This window comes from Marinobacter sp. UBA3607, from assembly GCF_002375525.1.
Taxonomy (GTDB): Bacteria; Pseudomonadota; Gammaproteobacteria; order Pseudomonadales; family Oleiphilaceae; genus Marinobacter; species Marinobacter vinifirmus.
On the sequence record NZ_DFLY01000031.1, the window covers coordinates 20609 to 46506 of the forward strand.

Annotated in this window: 22 protein-coding genes and 2 tRNA genes; 11 read left to right on the forward strand and 13 right to left on the reverse strand. The window is 58.6% G+C overall.

From position 1 onward, the window contains the following. Positions 1 to 199: 199 nt before the first annotated feature. A tRNA-Asn gene (locus tag B2589_RS11555) sits at positions 200 to 275 on the reverse strand. A 70-nt stretch (positions 276 to 345) separates the two neighbouring features. Next, complete coding sequence (locus tag B2589_RS11560) at positions 346 to 1530, reverse strand: pyridoxal phosphate-dependent aminotransferase (protein WP_022989147.1); 1185 nt, start codon at positions 1528 to 1530, stop codon at positions 346 to 348. Positions 1531 to 1722: 192 nt separating this feature from the next. On the opposite strand from B2589_RS11560, the gene uvrB reads away from it, so the two are divergent. Beyond that, a complete protein-coding gene (gene uvrB / locus B2589_RS11565; protein WP_286816667.1) occupies positions 1723 to 3780 on the forward strand; it encodes an excinuclease ABC subunit UvrB in 2058 nt (685 codons plus the stop codon). On the opposite strand, the gene rimI is transcribed toward uvrB, so the two are convergent. Beyond that, a complete protein-coding gene (gene rimI / locus B2589_RS11570) occupies positions 3781 to 4896 on the reverse strand; it encodes a ribosomal protein S18-alanine N-acetyltransferase (protein ID WP_286816668.1) in 1116 nt (371 codons plus the stop codon). A 197-nt stretch (positions 4897 to 5093) separates the two neighbouring features. On the opposite strand from rimI, the gene B2589_RS11575 reads away from it, so the two are divergent. Further along, positions 5094 to 6593 carry a RimK family protein gene (locus B2589_RS11575; RefSeq protein ID WP_286816677.1) on the forward strand — a complete coding sequence of 500 codons (1500 nt, stop codon included), beginning with the start codon at positions 5094 to 5096 and terminating at the stop codon, positions 6591 to 6593. A 24-nt stretch (positions 6594 to 6617) separates the two neighbouring features. On the opposite strand, the gene B2589_RS11580 is transcribed toward B2589_RS11575, so the two are convergent. Continuing rightward, a complete protein-coding gene (locus B2589_RS11580) occupies positions 6618 to 7781 on the reverse strand; it encodes a cation diffusion facilitator family transporter (protein WP_286816669.1) in 1164 nt (387 codons plus the stop codon). 406 nt (positions 7782 to 8187) lie between these two features. Between B2589_RS11580 and B2589_RS11585 the strand changes: the two genes are divergently transcribed. Next, the gene (locus tag B2589_RS11585; RefSeq protein ID WP_094625020.1) at positions 8188 to 9216 is read left to right on the forward strand and encodes a quinone-dependent dihydroorotate dehydrogenase; all 1029 of its coding nucleotides are present in this window, start codon (positions 8188 to 8190) and stop codon (positions 9214 to 9216) included. A 178-nt stretch (positions 9217 to 9394) separates the two neighbouring features. Here B2589_RS11585 and rmf read toward each other — a convergent pair whose 3' ends face one another. Continuing rightward, positions 9395 to 9607, reverse strand: a complete 213-nt coding sequence (rmf, locus tag B2589_RS11590; RefSeq protein ID WP_036219531.1) for a ribosome modulation factor — start codon at positions 9605 to 9607, stop codon at positions 9395 to 9397. A 321-nt stretch (positions 9608 to 9928) separates the two neighbouring features. Between rmf and rlmKL the strand changes: the two genes are divergently transcribed. Continuing rightward, positions 9929 to 12109: a bifunctional 23S rRNA (guanine(2069)-N(7))-methyltransferase RlmK/23S rRNA (guanine(2445)-N(2))-methyltransferase RlmL gene (gene rlmKL, locus B2589_RS11595; RefSeq protein WP_286816670.1), complete on the forward strand. Its 2181-nt coding sequence runs from the start codon at positions 9929 to 9931 to the stop codon at positions 12107 to 12109. Between the two features lie 43 nt (positions 12110 to 12152). On the opposite strand, the gene B2589_RS11600 is transcribed toward rlmKL, so the two are convergent. Continuing rightward, positions 12153 to 12770 carry an outer membrane beta-barrel protein gene (locus B2589_RS11600; RefSeq protein WP_286816671.1) on the reverse strand — a complete coding sequence of 206 codons (618 nt, stop codon included), beginning with the start codon at positions 12768 to 12770 and terminating at the stop codon, positions 12153 to 12155. A gap of 104 nt (positions 12771 to 12874) precedes the next feature. Then, positions 12875 to 13360 (reverse strand): hypothetical protein, encoded by a 486-nt coding sequence (locus tag B2589_RS11605; protein ID WP_286816672.1) that lies wholly within the window; start codon positions 13358 to 13360, stop codon positions 12875 to 12877. Between the two features lie 115 nt (positions 13361 to 13475). On the opposite strand from B2589_RS11605, the gene B2589_RS11610 reads away from it, so the two are divergent. Then, positions 13476 to 14765: a M18 family aminopeptidase gene (locus tag B2589_RS11610; protein WP_286816673.1), complete on the forward strand. Its 1290-nt coding sequence runs from the start codon at positions 13476 to 13478 to the stop codon at positions 14763 to 14765. Between the two features lie 53 nt (positions 14766 to 14818). On the opposite strand, the gene B2589_RS11615 is transcribed toward B2589_RS11610, so the two are convergent. Further along, a tRNA-Asn gene (locus B2589_RS11615) sits at positions 14819 to 14894 on the reverse strand. Between the two features lie 73 nt (positions 14895 to 14967). Here B2589_RS11615 and B2589_RS11620 point away from each other — a divergent pair. Continuing rightward, entirely contained in the window at positions 14968 to 15927 is a 960-nt protein-coding gene (locus B2589_RS11620) for a YheT family hydrolase (RefSeq protein ID WP_339649279.1), read from the forward strand. On the opposite strand, the gene B2589_RS11625 is transcribed toward B2589_RS11620, so the two are convergent. After that, positions 15924 to 16553, reverse strand: coding sequence for an arylesterase (locus tag B2589_RS11625; RefSeq protein WP_036219534.1), 630 nt, complete (start codon positions 16551 to 16553; stop codon positions 15924 to 15926). The genes B2589_RS11620 and B2589_RS11625 overlap by 4 nt on opposite strands. Before the next feature lie 69 nt (positions 16554 to 16622). Here B2589_RS11625 and B2589_RS11630 point away from each other — a divergent pair, with 69 nt between their 5' ends. After that, positions 16623 to 17342, forward strand: coding sequence for an ABC transporter ATP-binding protein (locus B2589_RS11630; RefSeq protein WP_286816678.1), 720 nt, complete (start codon positions 16623 to 16625; stop codon positions 17340 to 17342). Continuing rightward, positions 17342 to 19828, forward strand: a complete 2487-nt coding sequence (locus tag B2589_RS11635) for an ABC transporter permease (protein WP_286816675.1) — start codon at positions 17342 to 17344, stop codon at positions 19826 to 19828. Before B2589_RS11630 ends, B2589_RS11635 begins: the two co-directional genes overlap by 1 nt. Before the next feature lie 18 nt (positions 19829 to 19846). Here B2589_RS11635 and B2589_RS11640 read toward each other — a convergent pair whose 3' ends face one another. From B2589_RS11640 to B2589_RS11655, 4 genes are all read right to left on the reverse strand, one after another. Then, positions 19847 to 20626, reverse strand: coding sequence for a substrate-binding periplasmic protein (locus tag B2589_RS11640; RefSeq protein WP_273132578.1), 780 nt, complete (start codon positions 20624 to 20626; stop codon positions 19847 to 19849). Positions 20627 to 20750: 124 nt separating this feature from the next. After that, positions 20751 to 21938 (reverse strand): iron-containing alcohol dehydrogenase, encoded by a 1188-nt coding sequence (locus B2589_RS11645; protein WP_273132579.1) that lies wholly within the window; start codon positions 21936 to 21938, stop codon positions 20751 to 20753. Next, on the reverse strand, positions 21938 to 22483 hold the full coding sequence (locus tag B2589_RS11650; RefSeq protein WP_058340500.1) for a hypothetical protein: 546 nt from the start codon (positions 22481 to 22483) through the stop codon (positions 21938 to 21940). The genes B2589_RS11645 and B2589_RS11650 overlap by 1 nt, the downstream gene beginning before the upstream one ends. Before the next feature lie 161 nt (positions 22484 to 22644). Further along, entirely contained in the window at positions 22645 to 23922 is a 1278-nt protein-coding gene (locus B2589_RS11655) for a M48 family metalloprotease (RefSeq protein WP_058340501.1), read from the reverse strand. A gap of 193 nt (positions 23923 to 24115) precedes the next feature. Between B2589_RS11655 and B2589_RS11660 the strand changes: the two genes are divergently transcribed. Genes B2589_RS11660 through B2589_RS11670 form a run of 3 tightly spaced genes read left to right on the forward strand, consistent with a single transcriptional unit; the run spans position 24116 to position 25779 of the window. Then, entirely contained in the window at positions 24116 to 24859 is a 744-nt protein-coding gene (locus tag B2589_RS11660) for a DUF599 domain-containing protein (protein ID WP_094625028.1), read from the forward strand. 18 nt (positions 24860 to 24877) lie between these two features. Further along, positions 24878 to 25348 (forward strand): PaaI family thioesterase, encoded by a 471-nt coding sequence (locus tag B2589_RS11665; RefSeq protein ID WP_286816676.1) that lies wholly within the window; start codon positions 24878 to 24880, stop codon positions 25346 to 25348. After that, entirely contained in the window at positions 25345 to 25779 is a 435-nt protein-coding gene (locus tag B2589_RS11670) for a PaaI family thioesterase (protein ID WP_022989169.1), read from the forward strand. The genes B2589_RS11665 and B2589_RS11670 overlap by 4 nt, the downstream gene beginning before the upstream one ends. Positions 25780 to 25898 lie beyond the last annotated feature (119 nt).

Below are 25898 nucleotides of genomic sequence, written 5' to 3' on the forward strand. Positions count from 1 at the left end.
GATGGCGGAGCAGAAGCGCCACAGGGATGTGCCGTAAGGAGCGGTTTTCGGAAAGGTCTTCCCCACCTCGCCATGCTCCAAGCCCTGCAGGCTAGGGCCAGAACCAGGCAATGCCACCATTAGCCCCAGGAAGAAAACCATAAACGAGGCATGACAAAAAAGCCCGCTAATTCAGAGAACTAGTGGGCTTTCGAAATAGTGGCTCCCCGACCTGGGCTCGAACCAGGGACAAACGGATTAACAGTCCGTTGCTCTACCAACTGAGCTATCGGGGAACGTCGTCATGTGACGAGGCGCGTATATTAAGTTGGCTATACCGCCTCGTCAACCCCCTGACTAAAATTTTTAGCCAAGGGCTTTCTGCAAACGCTCGATGGCCTTTCGCAGGTTATCCATGCTGGTGGCGAAGCTCAAACGCATATGGCCGGGGCTGCCGAAGGCAGAACCCGGAACCAGTGCAACGCCGGCTTCGGTCAGCAGTTTCTCGGCGAATTCTACGTCTGTACTCACGCCTTCAGTGGCGTCGATAGCGCCCTGGAAGCTCGGGAATACATAGAAAGTGCCGTCGCCGTAGGGGCATTCAACGCCCGGCAGTTTGTTCAGGGCGTCTACCAGCCAGTCGTGGCGCTCTTTGAATGCCTTGACCATTTCACCCACGCAAGCCTGGTCGCCATCCAGGGCGGCAGTCGCGGCAGCCTGGGAGATGGAGCAGGGGTTGGAGGTGCTCTGGGACTGGATTTTCTTCATGGCGCCGATGATTTTCGCCGGGCCGGCCGCGTAGCCGATACGCCAGCCAGTCATGGAGTAGGCCTTGGACACGCCGTTCAGTACGAAGGTGCGGTCGTACAGTTCCGGGCAGGCGTTCAGGATGTTGCAGAACGGCTTGCCGGTCCACAGGATCGGCTCGTACATGTCGTCTGTGGCGATCATGATGTTGGGGTGCTTTTTCAGCACTTCACCAATGGCCTGCAGCTCTTCCAGGGAGTAGGCCATGCCACTCGGGTTGGACGGGCTGTTGATCACGAACAGTCGGGTGCGCTCGGTAATGGCGTTTTCCAGCTGTTCCGGGGTGATTTTGAAGCGGGTATCTACGGTGGTTTCTATGATCACCGGCTTGCCTTCCGCTACCAGCACCATGTCCGGGTAAGATACCCAGTAAGGCGCGGGGATGATGGCTTCGTCGCCTTCGTTCAGCGTGGCCAGTGCCAGGTTGAAAAAGCTCTGTTTGCCACCACTGCTTACCAGTATCTGGTTGGCTTCGTAATCCAGGCCGTTGTCCCGTTTGAACTTCGCAATAATCGCTTTCTTCAGGGCCGGCGTACCATCAACGGCGGTGTACTTGGTCTGGCCGTTGTTAATGGCTTCAATGGCTGCCTGTTTGATGTGCTCGGGGGTGTCGAAGTCCGGCTCGCCAGCACCCAGGCCAATGATGTCCTGGCCAGCCGCGCGGAGTTCTGCGGCTTTGTTGGTGACTGCGAGGGTGGGGGAAGGCTTGATCGCCTGTACTCGGCTGGAAAGTTGAAGGTCCAAACTTGAGCTCCTTAAAGCTGCGTCTTATGGGCTGCGATCGGCCGGGCAACTGTGGAGCCAAAGGTGCGGGCTGTTTTTCTACCCAGCCGTCGATCGCACAGATGGTATCATGAAGCAGCCAGAACACTAAATTTCTTGTAGGGGTTGTGCCGTATTGCGGCCAGCGCCAAACCCGGAGGTTAACCGCCCGTTATGGCCAGTAAAGCATCCAGTGTCGCCCGTGAAGGAGTGTTCCGTGTCGACTCTCCCTATCAGCCTGCCGGCGACCAGCCCAAGGCGATTGCCGGGCTGGTGGACGGCATTCATTCAGGGCTGGCGCACCAGACCCTGCTGGGGGTAACCGGCTCCGGTAAGACCTTCACCGTTGCCAATGTGGTGCAGGAAGTTCAGCGGCCCACCATCATCATGGCCCACAACAAGACCCTGGCCGCACAGCTATACGGCGAGTTCAAGGAGTTCTTCCCGGATAACGCGGTGGAGTATTTCGTGTCTTACTACGATTACTACCAGCCGGAAGCCTATGTGCCGTCTTCCGACACCTTTATCGAGAAAGACGCCTCCATCAACGAACACATCGAGCAGATGCGCTTGTCTGCCACCAAGGCGCTGCTGGAGCGGCCGGATGCCATTATCGTGGCCACGGTGTCTTCCATCTATGGTTTGGGTGATCCCGAATCCTACCTGAAGATGATGCTGCACCTTGATCGCGGCGATCAGATTGATCAGCGCTCGATCCTGCGCCGGCTGGCCGAGCTGCAGTACACCCGCAACGATATCGAGTTCCACCGCGCCAATTACCGGGTGCGCGGCGACGTCATCGATGTGTTCCCGGCTGAATCCGAGCGCGAAGCCATTCGCATTGAGCTGTTCGACGACGAGGTGGAAAACCTCAGCTACTTCGATCCGCTCACCGGGGAAGTGCTGCGCCGGGTGCCCCGGGTGACCATTTACCCGAAATCCCACTACGTGACGCCCCGGCAAAAGGTGCTGGATGCGGTGGAGAATATTCGAGCGGAGCTGGAAGTGCGCCTGCAGCAACTTCGGGACAACCACCGGTTGGTGGAAGCCCAGCGGCTGGAGGAACGCACCCGCTACGACATGGAAATGATGATGGAGCTGGGCTACTGCAACGGCATCGAGAACTACTCCCGCTATCTGTCGGGCCGCGCCCCGGGCGAGCCGCCTCCTACCTTGTTTGATTACCTGCCACCCAATGCGTTGCTGGTGGTGGACGAGTCCCACGTAACCATTCCGCAAATAGGCGCCATGTACAAGGGCGACCGCTCCCGGAAGGAAACCCTGGTGGAATACGGCTTCCGGCTGCCGTCGGCACTGGATAACCGGCCCATGCGGTTTGAGGAATGGGAGCGGATTGCGCCGCAGATGATCTTTGTGTCTGCCACCCCCGGCAACTACGAGGCGGAACACGCCGGCCAGGTGGTGGAGCAGGTGGTGCGGCCTACGGGCCTGCTGGACCCGGAAATCGAGGTGCGCCCGGCGTCTACACAGGTGGACGATTTGCTGTCAGAAATTCACAAGCGGGTGGCGGTGCAGGAGCGGGTACTGGTGACCACCCTGACCAAGCGCATGGCGGAAGACCTGACCGACTTCCTGATGGAACACGACATCAAGGTCCGGTACCTGCATTCGGACATCGATACCGTGGAGCGGGTGGAGATCATCCGTGACCTGCGCCGGGGCGAGTTTGATGTACTTGTGGGCATCAACCTGTTGCGGGAAGGCCTGGATATGCCGGAGGTGTCACTGGTAACCATTCTGGATGCAGATAAAGAAGGTTTCCTGCGCAGCGAGCGTTCCCTGATTCAGACCATTGGTCGGGCAGCCCGTAACCTGAACGGCAAGGCGATTCTGTACGGCGACCGGATAACCGGTTCCATGCAGCGGGCCATTGATGAAACTGAACGTCGTCGCGCGAAACAGTTGGCTCACAACGAAGAACACGGCATTACCCCCAAGGGGCTGAACAAGAAGATTGCCGATGTGATGGAAGGCGCCACCGGTGGTGGTCGTGGCCGGCGCAAGGCGGAGCGCCCGGGCCAGAAGGCGGCGGAAGAAGCAGAAAGTTACCTGGTGAAGGCGGGCAAACGCTCACCGGAAGACCTGCTCAAGGAAGTCGCGCGCCTTGAAGATGATATGTACAAGGCCGCCGCAGACCTGGACTTTGAAACGGCCGCCCGTCTGCGGGACCAGATTTCCGAACTGAAGGAAGCGGCTATTCGTACTGGTTGATCAGGACCGCTTCGGCCCGACGATCACCGCAGCCTGCAAGGGCTGGTTGCGGCCATAGCGAGACATCTTGTCGAATACCCGGCGGTCGATGGGCAGGTATTGCTTATCGGCTACGGTTTCGCCTTCTTCGGTGTCGATTTCCGGGTCGTGCAGGTACACGAAGTCTTCGTCGATGGCGCATACCGTCACCCAGTGGGGTACCCGGCTGCGGTTGAGCTGCCAGGTGCTGATCAGGATCACCGGAATACGGCCTTGGTGCAGGGCTGCTTCCATGGCGTCCAGCGTCAGTGGGTCGTGGTGCAGCTGGATATCGGTCCGGCCAATGTCATGCAGGAAGCCTTCGTGCACCAGTTCCAGTACCCGTTTCTTGTCATCGTTGCGGACGGTGTCCTTGAACAGGGCGCCTTCCTGGCTGATCCACGCGCTGGCCTCGAAGCCCCGGTGCCAGGCAGACAACGCCAGGCCGTGGGGGCCGCAACCGCCGTGGCCGGCGAGCATGAAAATGGTGGTGGCTTCGCGCCAGATTTTCAGCTCTTCCAGCGTGCTGACGGGCTGCTGCTCATCCAGGGCGGCCATGGCCATGATCAGTGCCGACGGCCCGCAGGTAAACTCCGTCGTCTGGGGGTAGTAGGGCACCGGCAGGAATTCTCGGGATGGCTCGTAATACAGAATGCGCCGTTCGAACCGCAGGGCGTTGCCGTGGTCTTCGTAGTAATCCCGATAGGTGCCGAACTGGCGATAGCCCAGCCGCTTGTAAAGATTGATGGCGCCGGTGTTGTCTTCCCGAACTTCCAGGCGCATCAGAATCCGGTCTGCTTCTACCGCTTCTTTCTCTGCCTCACGAACCAGCTTCTCGCCCACGCCCCGGCCACGAACCGAGGGTGATACCGCAATGGAATAGATGCGGGCCAGGCGGGTGGCGGCGTTCATCAGCAACAGGCAGTAGCCTACCAGTTCAGATTCCTGCCGGGCGACTATTAACCGGTCTCTGGGCATGTCCAGGAAACGCTTGAAACTGCGGCGGGATATCCGGTCTTCAGAGAAGCACCGCTGTTCCAGTTGAACCAATGCATCAAGGTCTTTAGCGACGGCTTGTCGGAGAATTACATCGGTCATGTGTCTGGGTGTCCCGGGTGTATCAGGCTGAAATGGCGGGCGCCGTTCCTGCAGCTATTATGGTAGAGAGCGCCGTGTTCCGATAGCCGGCCGTGATGCGTAAAAGCACGCATCGAAAGCCGATTGTGAAGTACTGTGCGCCGGCGTATTGTTGCGCGAAATAACCCCGGCTGAACCTTCAGGGAGGAATGACGCTGATGTCCCGCTTGTTGATTGTTGTGGACCGTGCCAAAGACTGGGCGCCTTACTACCCCAGCGAAGATGTGCTTACCTTTGACCAGTACTTGCAGTTTACCGCGCCGGCGAACAGCCGGGTGCGGGTGATCAACCTGTGCCAGAGTGGCAAGTACCTGAGCCGGGGTTACTACTGCTCCTTGCTGGCCGAAGCCCGCGGCCATCATGTGGTGCCGTCGGTGATGACGCTGAATGACCTCAGCCGCAAGGGCCTTTTCTCCCTGGAGCTGGAGGAACTCGACAGCAGTGTTATCCAGTGGCTGGAAAAAGAGGCCAGGGAAATTGACCCGTCTACCGATGCCCGGGAAGCGACCCATGAGGTGCGGATTCGAACCTATTTCGGGCAGGCCGAGCATCCGGACCTGAAGCCGGTGGCCCGCGCCCTGTTCGAGCGTTTTCCCTGTCCGATTCTTGAAGTGATGTTCCGGCACCGGAAACAGTGGCAGATCGAGTCCATGAAGCCGGCGTCTCCGTCTGACCTGGGCGAGCCTGAACAGGATGTCTTTGCCTCTGCACTGGATCGGTTCAGCAGCATGGTCTGGCGCAAACCCCGCACCCGCCGGCGTTACCGGTTCGACCTGGCCATGCTGGTGAACCCGGACGAGGAAATGCCGCCAAGTGATGAGGCTGCCCTGAAACGCTTCGAGAAAGCGGGGCGCAAGCTGGGTATCAATGTGGAGCGGATTACCCGGCGGGACTATATGCGGCTGCCGGAATACGACGGCCTGTTCATTCGGGAAACCACCGCCATTGACCATCACACCTACCGGTTCGCCCGCAAGGCAGAAGCCGAGGGCATGGTGGTGATTGATGACCCGGTTTCCATTCTGCGCTGCACCAACAAGGTGTTCCTGGCGGACCTGTTGAAGAACAACAAGGTGCCCACGCCAAAGACCCTGATCCTGTCGAAAGATCAGAAAAACGCGGTTGAGCAGGTAGTGCAGGAGCTGGGCTTTCCGGTGGTGATCAAGATACCGGACGGTGCTTTCTCGAGGGGTGTGGCCAAGGCCCGGGATGAGAAGGAGCTACGGGCGGGTCTTAAAGAGTTGTTCAAACAATCGGCCTTGGTGCTGGCCCAGGAGTACTTCTATACCGATTACGACTGGCGTATTGGTGTGCTTGGCGGCCGGGCGATTTACGCGTGCAAATACATGATGGTGAAAGGCCACTGGCAGATTTACCAGCATGGTGGCGCGTCGGTGGAGAGTGGCGGCTTTGAAACCATGCCCACCTACGAGGTGCCGCGCAACGTGATTCAGGCGGCGCTGAACTCCACGCGCCTGATCGGTAACGGCCTGTACGGTGTAGACATCAAACAGGCCGGTAACCGGGTTGCGGTGATTGAAGTGAACGACAACCCGAGCATCGATTCCGGTGTTGAGGACAAGTTCCTGGGCGGTGAACTGTATACCCTGATCATGCAGGAGTTTCTGTCCCGCATGGAGGAAAACCGCCGCCGCTGATCCCGGTTAAGCGAGGCTGCCGGGTCAGGTGGCCGCCACCCAGACCCGGACGCTGCCAAACCAGGGGTAATCGGCAAGAACCTGGCGGACGGTTTCGTTGTTCAGTTCCGGGGCGGGGTGATCCTCGTCCAGGAACAGTTCCAGGTGTACCCGGTTTTTCAGGTAATGAAGGCGGAGCTTGCTGTGGTGGGGCAGCTCGCCCAGGGCGTTCTGAAGGTATTCCCGCACCTGCTCGCGGGAGGGAAGGTCCGGCTCGGTGGGGTGGGGGTACTTTTCGTCGTTCTCGGCATCGATGTGGAAATTGATATCGAGGATGTTACCAAGGGCCTCCCGCATGCCGGCAACCACCTTCATGCCAATCTGATGGCCTTCCGACACGCTGATCTCCGGGCGTACCACCAGGTGAACGTCCAGCAGGATATCGTGGCCCATCCGGCGGCTGCGCAGTTCGTGAACGTTGCGAACGCCATCGGTCTCCATGGCAATGTTCATAAGCATGCGGGTATCTTCTTCAGAGAGACCGGTATCGACCAGTTCTTTCACGCTGTCCCATGTGAACTTCCAGCCAATGTGGATAATGATGCCGGCAATCACCACCGCGGCGACGACGTCCAGCCACACAAACCCAAGCATCGCGCCGATGGTGGATAGCAGCACCACAACGGAAGAGAATGCATCAGTGCGACTGTGCCAGGCATTGGCAATCAGCAGGTCAGAGCGGATGCGGATACCAACGTGGCGGGTGTAGCGGTAAATCCACTCCTTGCTGCCAACGGAAATAGCCGCCGCGACCAGAACCGGCCAGCCGGGAACTGCCAGGTCCTCGCCGGATAGCAGCCGCAGAATGTTCTCCCAGGCCAGGGCTGCACCTACGGCAATCAGGATGCTGCCCAGAAGCAGGGTGCCCAGCGTTTCGATGCGCTGGTGGCCGTAGGGGTGGTCGGCATCCGGGCCTTTCCGGGATAACCGCATGACCGCCAGTACCACCCAGTCAGAGACCACATCGGTAAAGGAGTGGATGCCGTCGACGACCAGGGCCTGGGAATGGAAAAGAGTACCGCCAATGACTTTCATGACACCGAGAAAGGCGTCAAGAAACATCCCGATCAGGGTAACCCGGGAGGCAGCATGCTTTTCCTTTTCCAGGTCGGGCTGTGGGCGGTGATGTGTTGGGGAAGGCTGTTCCATTATCCGTGGCTCCGGGGATTTCTGACAGTGGCCAGTATAGCGTGAACAAGCGCTTGACAGGGCGGGATTAATCAAGAAAGACGGATCGATTTATGCACATGATGACCAAACAGTTACCCGCTAGCATTTTGCTCCAACTTTCGTCAAATCTTATTTGGATCATTATAAATCATTGAAAAATAACAACAAAAAGACTGGTTAAAAAATGATCATTTTGTAGGCTGGCGCAGTTATCAAGGGGTAGAAACGTTTGCCCCGACGTTTTCAACAGGGTTATCCACAGATTCCGTGGAAAAGCCGCGCGAGCCCTTTGAACATGGGGCTTAAGGATACATTTACCGGTTCAGGAGGATGGTGTGGAAAACTTCCGGTATACTCCGGCCACCCTCTGGCAAGGAGTTTTCTGATGTACGGCGTTGTTCGAAACCTGCTTTTCCGGCTGCCCCCGGAAACCGCTCACAATGTGACACTTAATAGCCTGGATGTAGCCCATAAACTGGGTATGTTGAATGTATTTTCAAAGCATCCTGCACCTTGTCCGGTCAATGTCATGGGGCTGGAATTTCCGAACCCGGTCGGGCTGGCCGCAGGCCTCGACAAAAATGCCGACCATCTTGATGCCCTGGGTGCGCTGGGCTTCGGTTTTATTGAAGTGGGCACGGTTACGCCCCTGGCCCAGCCGGGTAATCCTCAACCCCGTATGTTCCGTTTGCCGGAACACCAGGCCATCATCAACCGCATGGGTTTTAATAACGAAGGGCTGGAGCACCTGGTTCACAATGTTCAGCACCGTCGTTACCGGGGTGTATTAGGCATTAATGTGGGCAAGAACAAAGACACCCCAAACGAAGACTCCGAGCTGGATTACCGCAAGGGGATTGCGGCGGTCTATGGACACGCCGACTACATTACGGTGAATGTGTCTTCGCCGAATACGCCGGGCCTGCGGGACCTTCAATTTGGTGACTCCCTCAAGCAGTTGCTGCATGCCATCAAAGACGAGCAGACCAGGTGCCACCAGGCCCTGGGCCGCTATGTGCCCGTTGCTGTCAAAATTGCGCCGGATATGGACGATGACGGTATTCGTTTTGTGGCTAGCGCGCTGCTCGAGGCGGGCCTGGATGGCGTGATTGCCACCAATACCACGATCAGCCGTGAGGCAGTGCGCGGCCACCGGCACGAACAGGAAGCGGGTGGTTTGAGCGGTGCCCCGGTGCGCGAGGCCTCCCTGAGGGTGATTCAGGGGTTGTATGCCGAGCTGGGTGAGCGTTTGCCCATTATCGGCGTGGGCGGCATTACCGATGGCGAGAGCGCAGCAGAGAAAATCCGGGCAGGGGCGAAACTGGTACAGATCTACACAGGCTTCATCTATAAAGGCCCTGCGCTGATTAACGAAGCGGTAGAAGCGATCAGAAAAGAACAGCAAAAACGGTGAGGCCAGAAAGAAGGTGGGCCCGCTGAGCGGGCCCTTGCGGGGAACTAACCCCGTAGCGCTTCTTCGCATGGTACAGGGCGGGAGGCCCCGTTTCGGTTGCTCTGGTTACTGCTTTAATTGTTGTGTTGGTGTGTGAAAAAAACAGATCAGGGTTAAACGGGGTCTGCCAACACCGCAGTTACGTGGCGGTTACGTTGGCAAGCTTGTGGATGCCGGATACGCCGGTCATGCCCTCCCAGTTATCTGTGCGGCCTTCGCGCCACCCGTTCAGCCATTCCTGACGCACTTCTGGCTGGTCAATGGGGCAGCTGTCTTTGGATTTGCCGGACACGCCAGCGAGATAACCCCGCTTGAATGCACGAGCGTACATGTCTCTCTTCTGTCTTTTCATGCCGTTCCTCACTGATGGATTAACAGAACAAGCGTGTACACATCTGCAGTGACCATGGCATGGGTACCCATCCGGGATATCCCCCTATTGCCAGCTCGGGCCAGAGCAGTCAGGATCCTGTTAACGGAAGCACTTTCTACTGGCTTCCGGAACGACGCGTCATGTACAAGGTAAGACGAACCTTGAGCGGAAGTACACTACTTATTTCATCTATGTGAACCTTTTCTTATAGGTTTATTGCATATCGATGACAGCCCGAAATCGGGTTTTGCTGCCAATCCGGCGGCTTACCGGCTTCATCAGGAAAACCAGGAGTTTATTTTGTCCAAACATGTATTTTTCGTAACCTGCCCGAAGGGCGTTGAGTATCTCCTGGCTGATGAACTGGAAAGTTTTGGTCTGGCACAGGTGCGTAATGCGCCGGCAGGAGTCTGGGTAGAGGGCACGCTGGAGTCGGGCTACCGTGCCTGCCTGTGGTCGCGCCTGGCCAACCGGGTAATGCTGCACATCGCCGAGGTAGACGCCCGCAGTGCCGAGGAACTTTACGAAGGCGTGGTGTCGCTGGACTGGCAGGCCCATATCCCTGCGTCTGGCAGTTTCCGCGTGACTTTCCTGGGCCAGAATGAAGAGATCCGTAACACCCAGTTTGGTGCCCAGAAAGTTAAAGACGGTATCGTTGACAGCATCCGCGGTGCCGGCATGCCACGGCCGTCCGTCGCCCCGAAAGACCCGGACGTGACCATTTCTGCCCGCCTGAACCGGGGCCGGCTGGCGGTGGGGCTCGACCTCAGTGGCCACAGCCTGCACATGCGGGGCTATCGCACGGAGAAAGGCCTGGCACCCCTGAAGGAAAACCTGGCGGCTGCCTTGCTGATGCGTTCCGGCTGGCCGGACATTGCCGCTGCCGGCGGTGACTTCGTTGATCCCATGTGTGGCTCCGGCACCCTGCTGATTGAAGCCGCTTTGATGGCCCTGGATATCGCTCCGGGCCGCCGGGTCGAGCGTTTCGGGTTCGAAAAATGGCCTGGCCATCAGCCGGAACTCTGGCTTGGACTACGCCAGGAAGCGGAGCGCCGCGCCCACGAAGGCAAACAGAAACGGATACCGGCCTTTGCCGGTTTCGACCAGGACAGCCGTGTTATCGATACCGCCCGAAACAACATCCGCCGGGCCGGCCTGGATGACCTTGTGCAGGTTGAGGTTCGGCCGGTTACCGGATTTGAACGGCAGGAAAGCTGGGCCGAACAGGGCCTGGTGCTGACCAACCCTCCATACGGCGAACGCCTGAGCGAGCGCAAAGAACTGGCAGGCCTTTACCAGGCTCTTGGCGAAGTGGTTCTGCGTGAGCTGCCCGGCTGGCGCCTGGCAGTGTTTACCGGTGCTCCGGAGTTCGGAAAGTCCATCGGCCTGCGCAGCTTCAAGCAATACAAGCTCTTCAACGGCAAACTGCCGGCACAACTGCTGTTGTTCGAAATTCAGCCCGACAATGCCCGCACCCCCCGGGACCCTGCAGCGCCGGGCCAGGTGATGCCCCGGATCGCCAATCCCGAGCGGGCAGACATGCTGCGCAACCGCCTGAAGAAAAACCTGAAAACCATCGGCCAGTGGGCCAGGAAACAGAACATTGGCTGCTACCGCCTGTACGATGCGGATATGCCGGAGTACGCCCTGGCCATCGATATCTACGAGGGAAGGGTGCATGTGCAGGAATACCTGGCCCCGAAATCGATAGACGAAAAAGCCGCCAGGGAACGCCTCGCCGAAGCCATGGCGGTCATCCCGGAAGTGCTGGAAGTTGCGTCGGAAAACCTGGTCTGTAAACAACGCCAGCGCCAGACCGGCACCAAGCAGTATGAAAAACAGGCCGCAACCGGTGAATACTTCAACGTGCACGAACACGGCTGCACCCTGAAAGTAAACCTGAAAGATTACCTGGACACCGGCCTGTTCCTGGACCACCGCCCGGTACGCCACTGGATACAGCAACATGCCCGGGGCAAACGCTTCCTGAACCTGTTCTGCTACACCGGCGCAGCCACCGTACACGCAGCCGTTGGCGGCGCCAGCCGGTCCCTGAGCCTGGATATGTCCAAAACCTACGTCAGCTGGGCGCAGGACAACCTCGCCCTGAATCGGACAGACTCCCGCAAGCACGTAGTGGAACAGGCCGACTGCCTGGCCTGGCTGGCCGACCGCAAAACCGCCAACCAGACCTTCGACCTGATCTTCATGGACCCGCCCACCTTCTCGAACTCCGCCAGAATGGCCGGCGTTCTCGACATACAGCGGGATCACGGCGCCATGGTTCGGCAGTGTATGGAGCGGTTATCCAGTGATGGCTTACTGATCTTCTCCAACAACTTCCGGAAATTTAAGCTTGATGAAGATCTGGAGCAGGAGTTCGAAGTTAAAGAGGTAACGGCGAGCACTCTGGACAAGGATTTCCAGCGGAATCAAAAGATTCACCGCTGCTGGCATGTCCAACATAAACTTACTGATTAAGCGTCAGTTTAGTGGCGGCCTGCACCGGAAACGGGCCGCCAACTCAGAACTCGAAACGAATACCAGAAGAAAACTGGAAAGCATTGGCACTGGTATCGGTATCTTTGAACAGCTTGCCACCTTCCAGCACCAGGTACGTGCTATCCAGCAGTTCAAAATCGATACCGGCAAGCCAGCTGAAGCTGAAACTGCTTGAAGGGTAATCTCCCACGTAATCCCGGAACTGCCCGTTGGCATCGGCATCCGGATTGTCCAGTGTTGCCTCGCCGCTCACGTGGGTGAAGCCTGCCTGCGCATAGACATTACCAAGCTCACCAATCGGGTAATGCAGCCCCATGTACCAGCTGCCGAAATAGTCGATCGCCAGGCTCAGGTCACCTCGGGAGATCTCGGCATCCTTGTAGCCACCGCCCAGGCGGATTTCAGCGTGGATCAGGTCATTCAGGTGGCCACCGATCACCAGCGTACCCGCCTGGCCCCAGCCGTCTTCCTTGGAAATGCCGATGGAGCGATGTTCCAGTGCCGTGGCCAGTAATCCGATGTAGTGTTTGTCCGAGCGGGGAGTTTCTGACGCGGCACTTTCCTGGGCGCATACAACCGGCGGGAATAAAACCGCGGTCACGAGGCTGGCGCAAAGCAGGGGCGATGTGATTTTTTTCATTATGGTCCGGCGTCCTGTCGTCATGGATACTGACGCCAGATTCTGCCTTGTGTAACGGGTTGTTACGCAGACGCCGGTCACACTTCCCCGCCTGAAGGCCGGTTTTACAGGTCGTCCAGCAGGCCTTCTTCCTGGGCCAGCAGGAGCAGGGCATAGACGCCGTTTTCCGGGAGCTGTGGTTCAAGGCCTTCATCGAACAACAGCTGGCGCCGGCGGTCCTCGATGGCTTCGCTGTCCAGGCCGGTGATCAGTTCGGAAACAGGGGCGACTTCGAAGGGGGCATCCTGGCTTACGGCGCTGAAAATCAGGTCGACCAGGATTTCATCCGGGTCTATGCCGTCTACGTAAACTGTCTGGTCCGGCAGGTCCTGGTGCAGCTCTTGTACCAGTTCCAGTAGCGGTACGCCCTGTTCTTCCAGGTACAGCAGATCGATATCCCCCAGATCCCCGTCTTCCGGAAGCCAGGATTCTTCCGGCGTGATCACCACGGTTTTCATCTGGCCATCTGCAAGCGACCAGGCAATGGCAACGGGAAACAGGGCGTCTTCGGTCTGGCAGTATTCGATGTCCAGAAAGCGGGGTATCGACACAGGCGACTCCGGTAAATATTGTTGGGTGAGTATAGTCACTGACGGCGCACGCTGTAGGAGCATTGCCGGCTTCGTGCCATACTGTAGCGGCCATTATCATGCAATCAGGAAGATCATGGAACACACTGAATTTAATAATGACTTGATTGAATTTCTGAACGCCTCACCCACGCCCTGGCATGCCGTGAATACCATGAAAACCCGCCTCGATGCCGCAGGTTTTCAGCAGCTGGATGAACGTGAAGAGTGGGCGCTGGAGCAGGGCAAAGGTTACTACGCCATTCGCAACGGCTCATCCATTATTGCCTTCCGTACCGGAAAGAATGACGTGGTCAGCTCCGGTGTACGTATGGTCGGGGCCCACACCGACAGCCCCTGCCTGAAGGTAAAGCCGACACCGGAAATCCGCCGCAAAGGTTTCTTCCAGCTTGGGGTAGAAGTCTATGGCGGTGTGTTGCTGAACCCCTGGTTTGACCGGGACCTGTCCCTGGCAGGCCGGGTAACCGTGCTGGATGAGTCCGGCAAGGTGCAGGACACCCTGGTGAACTTCCGCAAGCCTGTGGCCATTATCCCCAGCCTGGCCATTCACCTGGACAGGGAGGCCAACAGCAATCGTTCGGTCAATGCCCAGGCTGACCTGCCACCGGTCGTCATGCAGGTGCCAGAGACGGATACCACGGCTTTTACCGACCTGTTGCGGGAGCAGATTGCCAGTGAATCCGGCCTGAAAGCCCGCAAGGTGCTGGGTTATGAGCTGAGCTTCTATGACGCCCAGGGCGCTTCCTACGTTGGCCTGCGGGAAGAGTTCCTGGCCTCTGCGCGGCTGGACAACCTTCTGAGCTGTTACATCGGCCTGCAGGCGTTGCTGGATACGTCCGGAGACCAGGCGGCCTTGCTGGTATGCAACGACCACGAAGAAGTGGGCAGCATGTCGGCCGAAGGCGCTCAGGGGCCATTCCTCGGTTCCGTGCTGGAGCGCTGGTGTGGTGCCGGCAAGGGCAGGGCCATCGCCCGTTCCATGATGATCTCGGCCGACAACGCCCACGGCGTGCATCCTAACTTTATGGACAAGCACGATGAGAACCATGGTCCGATCCTGAACCAGGGCCCGGTGATCAAGGTTAACCACAACCAGCGTTACGCCACCAACAGCCGCTCAGCTGCGTTGTATCGTCACATCAGTGACGAACTCGGCCTGCCGCACCAGACCTTTGTGGTGCGCAGCGATATGGGCTGTGGCAGCACCATTGGCCCGCTGACTGCCGGCAATCTGGGGGTAACGACCCTGGATATCGGTGTGCCGCAATTTGCCATGCATTCCATTCGGGAACTCATTGGTACCCAGGACGGTTACACCCTGTACCAGGTGTTGAAGGAATTCATGCAGCGGGAAGAAGTATTCTGAGGCAGAAAGTAAAAAGCCGCTGATTGAAACAATCAGCGGCTTTTCGGAATAAGTGGCTCCCCGACCTGGGCTCGAACCAGGGACAAACGGATTAACAGTCCGTTGCTCTACCAACTGAGCTATCGGGGAACATCATCAACGTGGCGCGCATATTAAGCGCTTTGATCAGGTTCGTCAACCCTCTGAAATGAAAGGTCAAAATTTGCACAGAAGTACCAAAAGCCGTTATCGCCCACCGGTCTGGCTGCGTAACGGACACGTGCAGTCCATCTGGCCCACGCTGTTCCGCAAGGTGCAGATGCCGGAGCCACAAACCGAAGTGATCAGCACCCCGGATGACGACCAGCTCCACCTGGACTGGTACCGCCAGGACAGCAACCGTCTGGCTATTATTTCCCACGGACTGGAAGGCCACAGCCGGCGCCCCTATGTATTGGGCCTGGCCCGGGCGTTGATGGCGGCTGGCTGGGATGTGCTGGCCTGGAACTTCCGCTCCTGCGGAGGCGTGATGAACCGTCAGCCGCGGTTTTACCACAGCGGTGCTACGGAAGACCTCGAAATCGTGATCAACCACGCCCTGGGCAAAAGCTACCAGAACCTGTTCCTGAGTGGTTTCAGTATGGGCGGCAACCTGACGCTCCTGTATCTTGGCCAGCAGGGTGAACAGGTAGACAGCCGCATCAGTGGTGCGGTGGTCTATTCAGTCCCGGCAGATCTCGCCGGCAGCGCCGACATGCTCGCCTTGCCCAGTCGCAAGATCTATATGCAGCGATTTTTGAACGATCTGCATGGGAAAATGCAGGAAAAATCGGAATTATTCCCTGATCTGATCGATGTGAGTGGTTTCAGGGATATCCGTAACTTCCATGAATTCGATAACCGCTACACCGCCCCCCTGCATGGTTTCAAAGATGCGCAGGACTACTGGGAGAATTGCTCGGCCCTGTTCCGGCTGAAAGATATCCGTGTACCTTCGCTGATGATCAACGCCGCAGACGACCCTTTCCTGTCTCCGGCCTGTTTCCCGGATTCAAAGAAAGTGCTGGGTTCCTATGTGAAGCTGGAAGTGCCCAAGTGGGGAGGGCACGTGGGCTTTGTGGAGCATGCGAAGGACGGTTACTACTGGTCAGAGCGACGGGCGTTAATGTTTGTTGGAAGTTAATCGGCAACCAGGGGTTCCAGCCGCGGCCAGATATTGTCCAGCAACAAAGGCTGGGCCTCCTCGGTAGGGTGAATGCCATCGCCCTGCATTAATCCGTCCTGGTCGTAGATTCCGTCAAGGAAAAACGGAACCAAAGGGACCCCGTAACGGTCAGATAGGGTCGGGAACAGATCAGCAAACATCCGGGTATAGCGCTGGCCGTAGTTTGGCGGAATCTGCATTCCCACCAACAATGGAACCGCGCCGGAATCCTGTGCCAGCTCAATCATCCCGGCCAGGTTGGATTCGATCACGTTTGGCGGAAACCCCCGGAGGCCATCGTTACCACCCAGTTCGATCACTACGATATCCGGATCATTCTTCTCCAGCAGCCCCGGCAGGCGACGAAGGCCGCCGTCTGTGGTTTCGCCGCTGATGCTGGCATTCACGACCTGCCAGTCCAGCCCTTGTCCGGACAGCCGTTCCCTGAGCAGCTCTACCCACGCGGTTTCAGAGGGTACGCCGTAGGCGGCACTGATGCTGTCGCCGACCACCAGCAGGGTGTTCTGGCTGGCCAGAACCGGCAGCGACACCATGGCAAACGCTGCGATGACCAATGATCTGACGAACGTGGATATCGTATGCATAGTAAAGTCGTATACCCTTAAACAATTCATGAACATCCAGAACCAGACAACGGAGCAACCGTGAACCAGATGACGGATCTCAGTAAAACCGATACCAGCCCGATGCTGTGCGTAACAGAGCTGACCCACAAGGTCAGCCTGGAAGCTGATACGTTGACGATCTTGCAGGGGGTCAATCTGGAAATCAATCGGGGAGAGTCCGTAGCCATTGTTGGCCGCTCCGGTTCCGGCAAAACCACGTTACTCGGATTGCTGGCGGGCCTGGATACCCCCAGCGAAGGCAAGGTCGAGCTGGACGGCTCTGAAATCAGCCGTCTGAGCGAGGACGAACGCGCCCGGCTGCGGGCCCGGCGAGTGGGCTTCGTGTTCCAGTCGTTCCAGCTGTTGCCGGCCCTGAGTGCCCTGGAAAATGTCATGCTGCCGCTGGAGCTTGCCGGCATCGAAGCGCCGGAGAAACGGGCCCGAGAGCTGCTGGAACGGGTTGGCCTGGGTGAGCGGCTGAGCCACACGCCCCGGCAGCTCTCCGGCGGCGAGCAGCAGCGGGTGGCAATTGCCCGGGCGTTTGCTTCCGACCCTGTGATCCTGTTTGCCGATGAACCCACCGGTAACCTCGACAACCGCACCGGCCAGGCAGTGTCCGACCTGCTGATGGACCTGAACCGGGAGCAGGGCACCACACTGGTGATGGTCACTCACGATGACCGCCTGGCGGCCCGCTGTGGCCGGCAACTGCATATTGAAGCGGGCGTGCTCACCGAGCCGGAGCTGATGGAAGAGGTGTCTGGCTGATGGCAGCATCACAGAAGCTCATGTCCGTCAGCCGGGACTGGCGCGAACGAGACGTTCGGGTGGTCCTGGTTGCCCTGATTATCGCCGTGGCCACGGTGGCCACCATCGCCCTGTTTGCCAGCCAGTTGCAGCGCACGCTGGTATCTTCGGCCAGCTCCTTCCTGGCGGCTGATCGCCAGCTGGAAGCGGAAAACGGCCGGCCGGTGCCGGCAGGCTGGATTGAGGAAGCGCGTGATCGCGGCATCGAAACCGGCCAGATGATCGAATTTTCCACCATGGTGTTCGGTGAAAGCGGTTTTCAGCTGGTGTCGGTAAAGGCGGTCAGCGACGAATATCCGCTGCGCGGTGACATTGAAGTGCAATCCCGTGCCGAGGGTACTCGCTCAATTGTGGGGTCTGGCCCTGCCAAAGGCGAGATCTGGATCAACCCGCGCCTGCTGCGCTTGCTGGAGCTGGACGTTGGCGACACGCTGGAAGTCGGCAACCTGAAACTTGAGATTTCAAACCTGCTGTTACGTGAGCCCGATGGCGGTTTCCGGCTTTCATCGCTGGCGCCCCGGGTGATGATGCACGTAGACGATGTTCCGGCTACCGGAGTGCTTCAGGAAGGCAGTCGGGTGGAATACATCTATCTGTTTGCCGGTGCCGAAAACCTGTTAAACGATTACTACCAGTGGCTGGAGCCGCAACTGGAGCCGAGCCATGAATGGGAAGGCGTGAGGGATGGCGAAACCTTCTCCCGCTCCCTTGAGCGGGCCGAACGCTTCCTGCTGCTTGGCGGCAGCCTGGCGGTTCTGCTGGCAGCGGTGGCGGTTGCCGTGGCCAGTCGCCAGTACGCATTGTCGCAACGGGACACGGTCGCACTGCTGAAAACGCTGGGGCTTACCGGTAAGGGCATCGGCCGATTGTACCTTCGCCGCCTGGCCCTGTGGGGCGTGGCGGGCATTATTGGTGGGCTGGTGCTGGCGCTGCCGCTGTTCTGGCTGCTGGCCAGGATGCTTGGCAGTGTGCTGGAGCGCCCGGTTGATATTTATCTCGACCCTGCAGCCCTGGCGCCGGCGCTGCTGACCGCGCTGGTATCCTTGTTCGCCTTCGCGTACCCGCCGGTTCGCCGCCTGCGCAATGTGCCGGCTATGCGGGTGCTGCGCTCCCAGCCCGGGGAAACCGGCCGGGAAGCCGTTCCGGACCTGATCATCGCCGTGCTGGCCATCTTCGGGCTGGTGTGGATGTATGCCGGCGAACTTGCCCTGGTGGCATCGCTGCTGGGCGGGCTGGTGTTATTGCTGGCAGTGCTGGGGCTGGTGGGCTGGTTGATGGTCTCGGTGCTGCGCAAAGTGCGCGGTGGTGGCAACGCCTGGCGCCTGGCCCTTGTTGGCCTTTATCGGCACCGTCAGGCCAGCATGGCGCAAATGGCGGTATTTGCCATGACCCTGATGCTGGCGGCGACATTGGTGCTGGTCCGTTCGTCCCTGCTGGACGACTGGCAGGCCCAGCTTCCGGACGATGCTCCCAATCACTTCCTGATAAACATAGCGCCGGACACGGTGGACGAGGTTGATGCCTATTGGGCGCAGCAGGGATCGCCCCTGGACACCGTCTATCCCATGGTGCGTGGCCGTTTGACCGAACTGAACGACCAGCCTGTGAAAGAGGCGGTCAGTAAGGATGAGCGAATTAACGCACTTAATCGGGAGTTGAACCTCACCTGGATGGAAGACCTGCCCGAAGACAACCGCATTGTGGAAGGGGAGTGGTTTGCTGCGGGCGTAACCGAGGGGGTCTCGGTGGAGGCCGAGCTGGCGGAGAGGCTGGGGCTGGAACTTGGCGACCGGCTGACCTTTACCATAGGCTCGGAACAGGTCACCGAGCCGGTCGTCAGTATTCGTACCGTGCAATGGGACAGCATGAAGCCGAACTTCTACATCGCCTTTCCCCCGGACGGCGGCCTGACCGACATGCCGGCTACCTGGATTACCAGTTTCCATCTGGGGGCCAGCAACAAGGTGGCCCTGAACGAGTTTTCGCGCCGTTTTCCCACCGTGTCGGTGCTGGAGATCGATCACATTATCGAGCGCATCCAGGATATCGTCCGCCAGGTCACCCAGGCCATTGAGGCCATTCTGGCGCTGATTCTTGCGGCGGCACTGGTTGTGATGGCGGCGGTCGTCAGCGCGACCTTGCGGGACCGTCAGCGTGAAGGTGCCCTGTTGCGGACGCTGGGCGGCCAACAATCTCTGCTGGTGCGCAGCACCATGCTCGAGTTTGCCTTGCTTGGGTTCGTTGCCGGGATATTGGGCGTGCTGGCGGCGGAAGCGGCGGTTTATGCCTTGCAGGTGAGAATGTTCGAGGGCAGTTTTCAGTGGCATTGGGAAGTGATGCTGCCGGTGCCATTGATCAGCGCGTTGCTGCTGGCCCTGTTTGGCCGCTGGCAGTTGCGGCCCGTGCTCAGCGTGTCACCCATGCTGTTGCTGCGCCGGCTCGAGTGAGCCGGCAATGACGGTGTTTTAGCGGTAATTGGCGAGAATGGCGTCCAGTTCGCCATTCTCGCGAATCAGTTCCAGTTCCCGGTTGAATGATTCGGCGAAATCCGTCCAGTCAGGCCGCAACATCAGCCGGAATCCATACTGGCTGATGGCTTTGTCCGAGCTTCTGAACTCATCCGCCATGCCTTCATTTCTCAGTATCCACTTGCCCACCAGGCGGTCTGCCAGTGCGGTATCGAATCGGTCGCCGTGTTGCAGGAAGCGGAACATGTCACGGTCACGGGAAACGTCAAAGCGCCGGATACGCTGGTCTTCGAAATAGGGGGCCAGGGTGGGATAGAGGTAGCCCAGGTGAGTCACCACGGTTTTCCCGAAAAGGTCGCTGGGATGTTCGAAATCCAGGTCTGAAACTTCAGGAAAGAAAAACACTTCTTCCACATTCACAACAGGATCCGTGAACAGAAACTTTTCCGGTTCTTCGGTCCATTCGATGGCTCTGGGCGTGCCATCGATGTACCCGTCTTCCAGCATCTGGTCTACCCGTTTACGCGGTATCTTTCGCGGCTCGACCTGGTAGCCGAGTCGCGGAACAATCAGTTCCACTACATCCCACATGATACCGGCAGGCTCGGAGTCCTGGACGATCAGGTACGGGGGGTAGCCGTTAGGGGAGACGTTGAAGTGGAAAACGCCCGGGCCGGTTTCTCCGCTATAGGCTGCCATGGAAAAGCAGCCTGCGGTTATCAGCCCGGAGAGTGTCCGGAAACCAATGCTCTTGAGGTGTCGGATCAGTTTAGTCATCGCAAGAAACTCTGGTGGAAGCGGCCTATGCTTTGAAAATGCACTTATCCGGCCAACTCCCTGCCAGTGCGCTTGCTAAATATTACCGTTTTATCCGTTTGTTTCAATGATTTTGAATCCGTGTTCAGGCCCAGGCCCGGCGGAGAATGCTCAATGCGTCCTCGAGGGTCACCTCTCTGGGGTTGAACATGATGGAGCCGTCGTCCAGTGCCTGGCGGGCAATCTCCTCCATTTGGGTTTCCAGTACCTTGCCGGTTTCCTTCAGGGTACGGGGCAACTCACAGCGCTTGTGCAGGGCATCACGAAGCTTGCGGATGGCGGAGATGCTGGCTTCGGCACGGCGGGAAGCCGGAGTGGCAGAATAGACCTCCGGGCCCTCCAGATACAGCAGCAATTCGCCCAGAGACTCACGGATGCTTTCAAGGTTGAACTCCAGCACGTACGGAAGGTACAGGCTCATGCACAGGCCGTGGGGCAGGTGGCAGATGGCACCGGTGGCGTGCCCCAGGGAGTGCACCAGCCCTACCATGGAGTTGGAGAAGGCAATGCCGGCCATGGTTGAGGCCTGTGCCAGCTCCAGCCGGCCGTCCTGGTCTTTCGGGTTGTCCATCACCGCCAGCAGGGACTGGCTGATTTTCTTGATGGCGGCGGTGGCGTAGGCGTCGCTTAACGGATTCTTGGCCATGCAAGTGAAGGCTTCAACCGCATGGGTAAGGGCGTCCATGCCGGTGGCCGCGGTAATGTGCGGCGGCAGCGTCAGGGTCATGCGCGGGTCTATAATCGCGGCATTCGGCAGCAGGAAGCTGGAGGTGAACGGCAGCTTGACGCCTTTCTTTTCGTCGGTAATGACCGCCACCGAGGTAACCTCGGAGCCCGTGCCGGCAGTTGTGGGTACTACGAAAAAGGGCTTGAGCGGATGTTTGAGCACGCCCGCGCCGGTGTACCTGGCAATGTCATCGCCACCCTCGGACACCAGGATGTTGACGGCCTTTCCGGTATCGATGGCGGATCCGCCACCGACGGCAATGATGGAGTCGCATTTTTCCTTGCGATAAACAGCGGCGATGTCCCTTACCACGGTCGTGGAGGAATCCGGCGGCACATCGTCATAGATAGACACAATCTCCAGCCCGCTCTCTTCACAGGCTGCAATCACCGGGTCCAGCAGGCCGGCGGCCCGCACACCCTTGTCGGTAATAATCATTGGCCGCTTGGCAGCAAGCCCGGTCAGTTCGTACGGAATATGCTCCAGGGCGGCTTTACCGGCAATCACTTTTACCGGGCAGAAGAACTCGTAGTATTTGTTAGTCATTATGCTCTCACTGTCTCGACAAATTGGGTGGCAACTTTCAGGTAGATGCGGGCTGAGCTCATGAGCTTCTCCGGCAGGTGGAGGTCTGCGGGGTATTCCTTGACGGCCCGCTGTGCCACCAGTTTCGGAAGGATGAACGACTCAAGGCGGTTCAGCACCCGGGTCATACGCACGGCGTAGCTGACATCGCCATCTACCAGCATGCGGTCGTTGGCGAAGGCAACGGAGGTTTTCTCCTGGAACGACAACACCAGGAACGCGTGGGCCATGTGTTTGAACTGGATAGACAGGTCCACGGGGCGCGGGGCGGTGTCACCGTGAAAGTGTAATTTGCCGTCGCCGGTGTGTTCCACAATCAGTTTCGGCCCGTTGGGCATAACCTGCATCTCGAACAGAAAACCTTCGGGCAGGGCGCGGACTTCTTCGCGGGTGGGTTCGTCTACGTCACTGATCGCCTGCAGTGCCCGGCCCATTACCTGGAACATCAGTTCCACATAATTACGCCTGGCCTGAAACATCATCGGTTGGAGTCGCTTGAGGAGCATGTTCGCAATCCGGTTGTTGTTGGTTTCAGTGATTTTTAGAGTTATTGCTCTAGAAGTCAATGCATTCAGTGACACGAACTCCGCGTCAGGCTGGCAAATTGACCGGGCACAAAAAAACCGGAGGCTTGTGGCCTCCGGTTCCCGGGCTTGCGGCGTTGCCGTCAGTTGGTCATGGCGGCGAGTTTACGCCTGGCTTCCTCGCCCACATCTCCACCGGCTTCGGCAGCGGCTGCATAGTATTGCACCGCCTCATCTCTCCGCCCTTGCTGCCGGGAAATATCGCCCAGCCGCAGGTAAGCGATAGAGGTGGGCACCACCTGGTTCGCCCGTTCAAGGTGTTCGCGGGCTTTGGTGAGGTTGTTCAGTTGCAGCTCGTTCAGGCCGTTGTAAAGCTGGTACTCGAACATTTCCGGATACAGCGAGACGGCTTTGTCGAAGTCGGCACGGGCTTTCTCAGCCTGGTCCTGTGCCTTGTAGATGCGGCCACGCAGGGCATAGAACATGGCTTCACGGGGTTCTGCCTTAATGGCCTGGTTTACCGAAGCCAGGGCTGCCTCGTAATCCCCCTCGGACGCCAGTTTCATGGCTTTGTCGTGGGCATCGTAGGCGGGTTGGAGTTGTTTGATTTTGGCAATCCGGCGCTGGTACACGTCCCGGCCCCGGTAGCCGCCCCCACCGAGTTCCTGCACCAGTTGCTGGTTCGCCTCCACCCGACGGGCGGAGGGCGGGTGGCTGGCAAACAGCCCGCTCAGCCAGTTGCTCTCCCGGCCGTCGGAGAGTTGGAGGAAAATTTCCTGGAGTTCCACGGCGGCCTGGGGATCATAGCCTGCGGCTTTCATGTATTCGATGCCATAGGCATCCGATTCCAGTTCGTCGCCCTGGCTGTACCGTGCCAGCGCCAGCTGTGCGCCAACGGCGGCGCCTCCCATAATCAGGCTTGCCCACTCGTTGTCAGAGACCGCAATGCCGATCCCCGCCATGCCTGCACTGATCAGCATGCCTTGCTGCATGCGCTGAACGCTGTGGCGGGCCGCAGCGTGAACAATTTCATGGCCCAGTACCGAGGCCAGCTGGGCTTCGTCTTCAAGCTTCACCAACAGCCCCCGGTTGATGGCAATCTTGCCCCCCGGCAGGGCCCAGGCGTTGGGTACACTGTTGTTCAGCACCACGAAATCGTAGGGGAGGTCCGGACGATCACTGACCTGCGCCATCTTCATGCCGACTTCCCGAACGTACACCGTCAGCTCAGGGTCAATGTAGAACTGCCCGCCCTGGGTTTGTTGGGTAGGGCTATACTGTTCTGCGCCCAGAGCGAGTTCTTCGCTTTCCGAGATCAGGGACAGCTGCTTCTTGCCGGTCACCGGATTCACGGCGCAGCCCGCCAGGGCAAACAGCAAAGAAAGAACGACACACAAACGGGCGAGAGATCCGGAAATCACGTTTTACTCCTTGATTGGTCAGTAACCAACGTCCTGTTAAGAGGCCGGCCATTCATGATGATGCTGTTTTTATAGCACAGCCGGGCGGTGGTTTCCTCGCCTGTACTGGCGGGAATGTGGCCGGGCCACCAGCCTTGGCGTATCATATCAGCACATTGAATAATCACCGAAATTGGCCCGGATACCGCTACCTGTGACAACGCATTACCTGGATTTTCTGGCACTGATCTGGTTTCTGGCTTGCTGGGGCGGCTATACCTGGTACTCCCGTAACCGGGCGGATTCCCGGTCTTGCCTCTCCAACACGCTGGACCTCTACCGGGAAGACTGGATGAGGGTGATGCTCAAGCGGGACAACCGCATCTCCGATGCCTCTGTGGTGGGTAACCTTGAGCGCAACGGTGCGTTCTTTGCCTCCAGCTGCCTGCTGATCCTTGCGGGTATCATCACGGCACTGGGGTACACCAGTGAAGCCATGGAAGTGTTCGCTACCATGCCGTTCGGCGTAGTGCCTTCCCGGGAAATCTGGGAGTTGCGGCTGGTGGTGCTTATGGTGGTGTTTGTCTATGCCTTCTTTAAATTCACCTGGTCGATGCGCATGTACAACTTCGTGGCGGTGATGATCGGCAGCGCCCCCATGCCCGACGACAGCAAAACCAGCCCGGCGGCGAGGGAGGCCTTTGCCCGCAGTGCCGGTGCCATCTGCAACCAGGCGGGCGATACCTTTAACCTTGGCCTGCGCTCCTATTACTATGCGCTCGCCGTGGTGGCCTGGTTTATACACCCGCTGGCCTTGATTGCGGCGGCTACCCTGGTGGTATACGTGCTCTACCGCAGGGAATTCCACTCTGATGCCCTGGCATCCTTGCGTGCCGGCAAAGTATTTGAAGAAGCCAACCCCGCCGGCACGGGTGACGACGCAAAATCGAAAAACTGACCTGCAGGATTTTCCTGAATGAATGACGAAACCCGAATTAACCGGGTGAACCGGTTTGTGAACACGCTCAACCAGGCCCGGGAACTCGGCCTGGCCACACGGGAAGCGGGTGAAGGCTACCTGGTCATGGAGCTACCCTACAGCGACAAAATCATCGGTAACCCGGACACCGGCGTGATCCACGGTGGCGCCATCACCACCCTGATGGACACCACCTCCGGCTCGGTGATGATCTGCGCCCTGGAAGAATTCGAACTCTGCCCGACCCTGGACTTGCGGGTAGATTACATGCGCCCGGCAGAACCCCATAAACCGGTCTTCGCCCGGGCCGAAACCTACAAGATCACCAAGAACATCATCTTCACCCGCTGCGAAGCCTACCAGGAAGGCGGCGAAACCATCGCCAACTGCGTGGGCACCTTCATGCGCATCGGCAAAGAAGCTACGCCCAAAAGCTATCGCGACCTGATCACCGGAGGCGCTGAATGACTGACCCGGAAATCCTCAAACACACCCGGGAAAGCGGTGACTTCTCCAGAATGCTCGACGCCGTACCCTACGCCAAGTGGATCGGCCTGCAGTGCGAGCGCTTCGGTGACGACCTGATTTTCCGCTTGCCCAAGAAAGAAGAAAACCTCGGCAACCCCATCCTGCCCGCCATCCACGGCGGCGTGATTGGTGGCTTCATGGAAATGTCTGCGGCGATCTACCTGATGATGTCCCAGGACACCTTCAGAATGCCCAGAATCGTCGACTTCTCCCTCGACTACCTGCGCGCCGGCCTCAACCGAGAAACCTACGCCGAATGCCGCCTGACCCGCCAGGGCAACCGGGTAGCCAATGTAATGATCACCGCCTGGCAAAAATCCCGTTCCCAGCCTATTGCCACGGCCCGCGCGCACTTCCTTCTCGAAGACTGAATTGGTTCTGGCCGGGGTTGAAATGCCCCGGTCGACCCCCATCTCTGGTTCAAGTTCTGGCCTCGGTGCAGGTAAGCGTGTGGGGGTGCCCTTCCGAAACACGCTGTGAATACGTCCGT

Coding starts and splice junctions, on each gene's coding strand:
- B2589_RS11650 (WP_058340500.1), bottom strand. CDS start 22,483: ATGCTCCTCAAGCGACTCCAACCGATGATGTTTCAGGCCAGGCGTAAT.
- B2589_RS11625 (WP_036219534.1), bottom strand. CDS start 16,553: ATGCATACGATATCCACGTTCGTCAGATCATTGGTCATCGCAGCGTTT.
- B2589_RS11600 (WP_286816671.1), bottom strand. CDS start 12,770: ATGAAAAAAATCACATCGCCCCTGCTTTGCGCCAGCCTCGTGACCGCG.
- B2589_RS11670 (WP_022989169.1), top strand. CDS start 25,345: ATGACTGACCCGGAAATCCTCAAACACACCCGGGAAAGCGGTGACTTC.
- uvrB (WP_286816667.1), top strand. CDS start 1,723: ATGGCCAGTAAAGCATCCAGTGTCGCCCGTGAAGGAGTGTTCCGTGTC.
- B2589_RS11575 (WP_286816677.1), top strand. CDS start 5,094: ATGTCCCGCTTGTTGATTGTTGTGGACCGTGCCAAAGACTGGGCGCCT.
- rmf (WP_036219531.1), bottom strand. CDS start 9,607: ATGAAAAGACAGAAGAGAGACATGTACGCTCGTGCATTCAAGCGGGGT.
- B2589_RS11610 (WP_286816673.1), top strand. CDS start 13,476: ATGGAACACACTGAATTTAATAATGACTTGATTGAATTTCTGAACGCC.
- B2589_RS11640 (WP_273132578.1), bottom strand. CDS start 20,626: ATGACTAAACTGATCCGACACCTCAAGAGCATTGGTTTCCGGACACTC.
- B2589_RS11585 (WP_094625020.1), top strand. CDS start 8,188: ATGTACGGCGTTGTTCGAAACCTGCTTTTCCGGCTGCCCCCGGAAACC.
- B2589_RS11630 (WP_286816678.1), top strand. CDS start 16,623: ATGACGGATCTCAGTAAAACCGATACCAGCCCGATGCTGTGCGTAACA.
- B2589_RS11580 (WP_286816669.1), bottom strand. CDS start 7,781: ATGGAACAGCCTTCCCCAACACATCACCGCCCACAGCCCGACCTGGAA.
- B2589_RS11635 (WP_286816675.1), top strand. CDS start 17,342: ATGGCAGCATCACAGAAGCTCATGTCCGTCAGCCGGGACTGGCGCGAA.
- B2589_RS11645 (WP_273132579.1), bottom strand. CDS start 21,938: ATGACTAACAAATACTACGAGTTCTTCTGCCCGGTAAAAGTGATTGCC.
- B2589_RS11665 (WP_286816676.1), top strand. CDS start 24,878: ATGAATGACGAAACCCGAATTAACCGGGTGAACCGGTTTGTGAACACG.
- rimI (WP_286816668.1), bottom strand. CDS start 4,896: ATGACCGATGTAATTCTCCGACAAGCCGTCGCTAAAGACCTTGATGCA.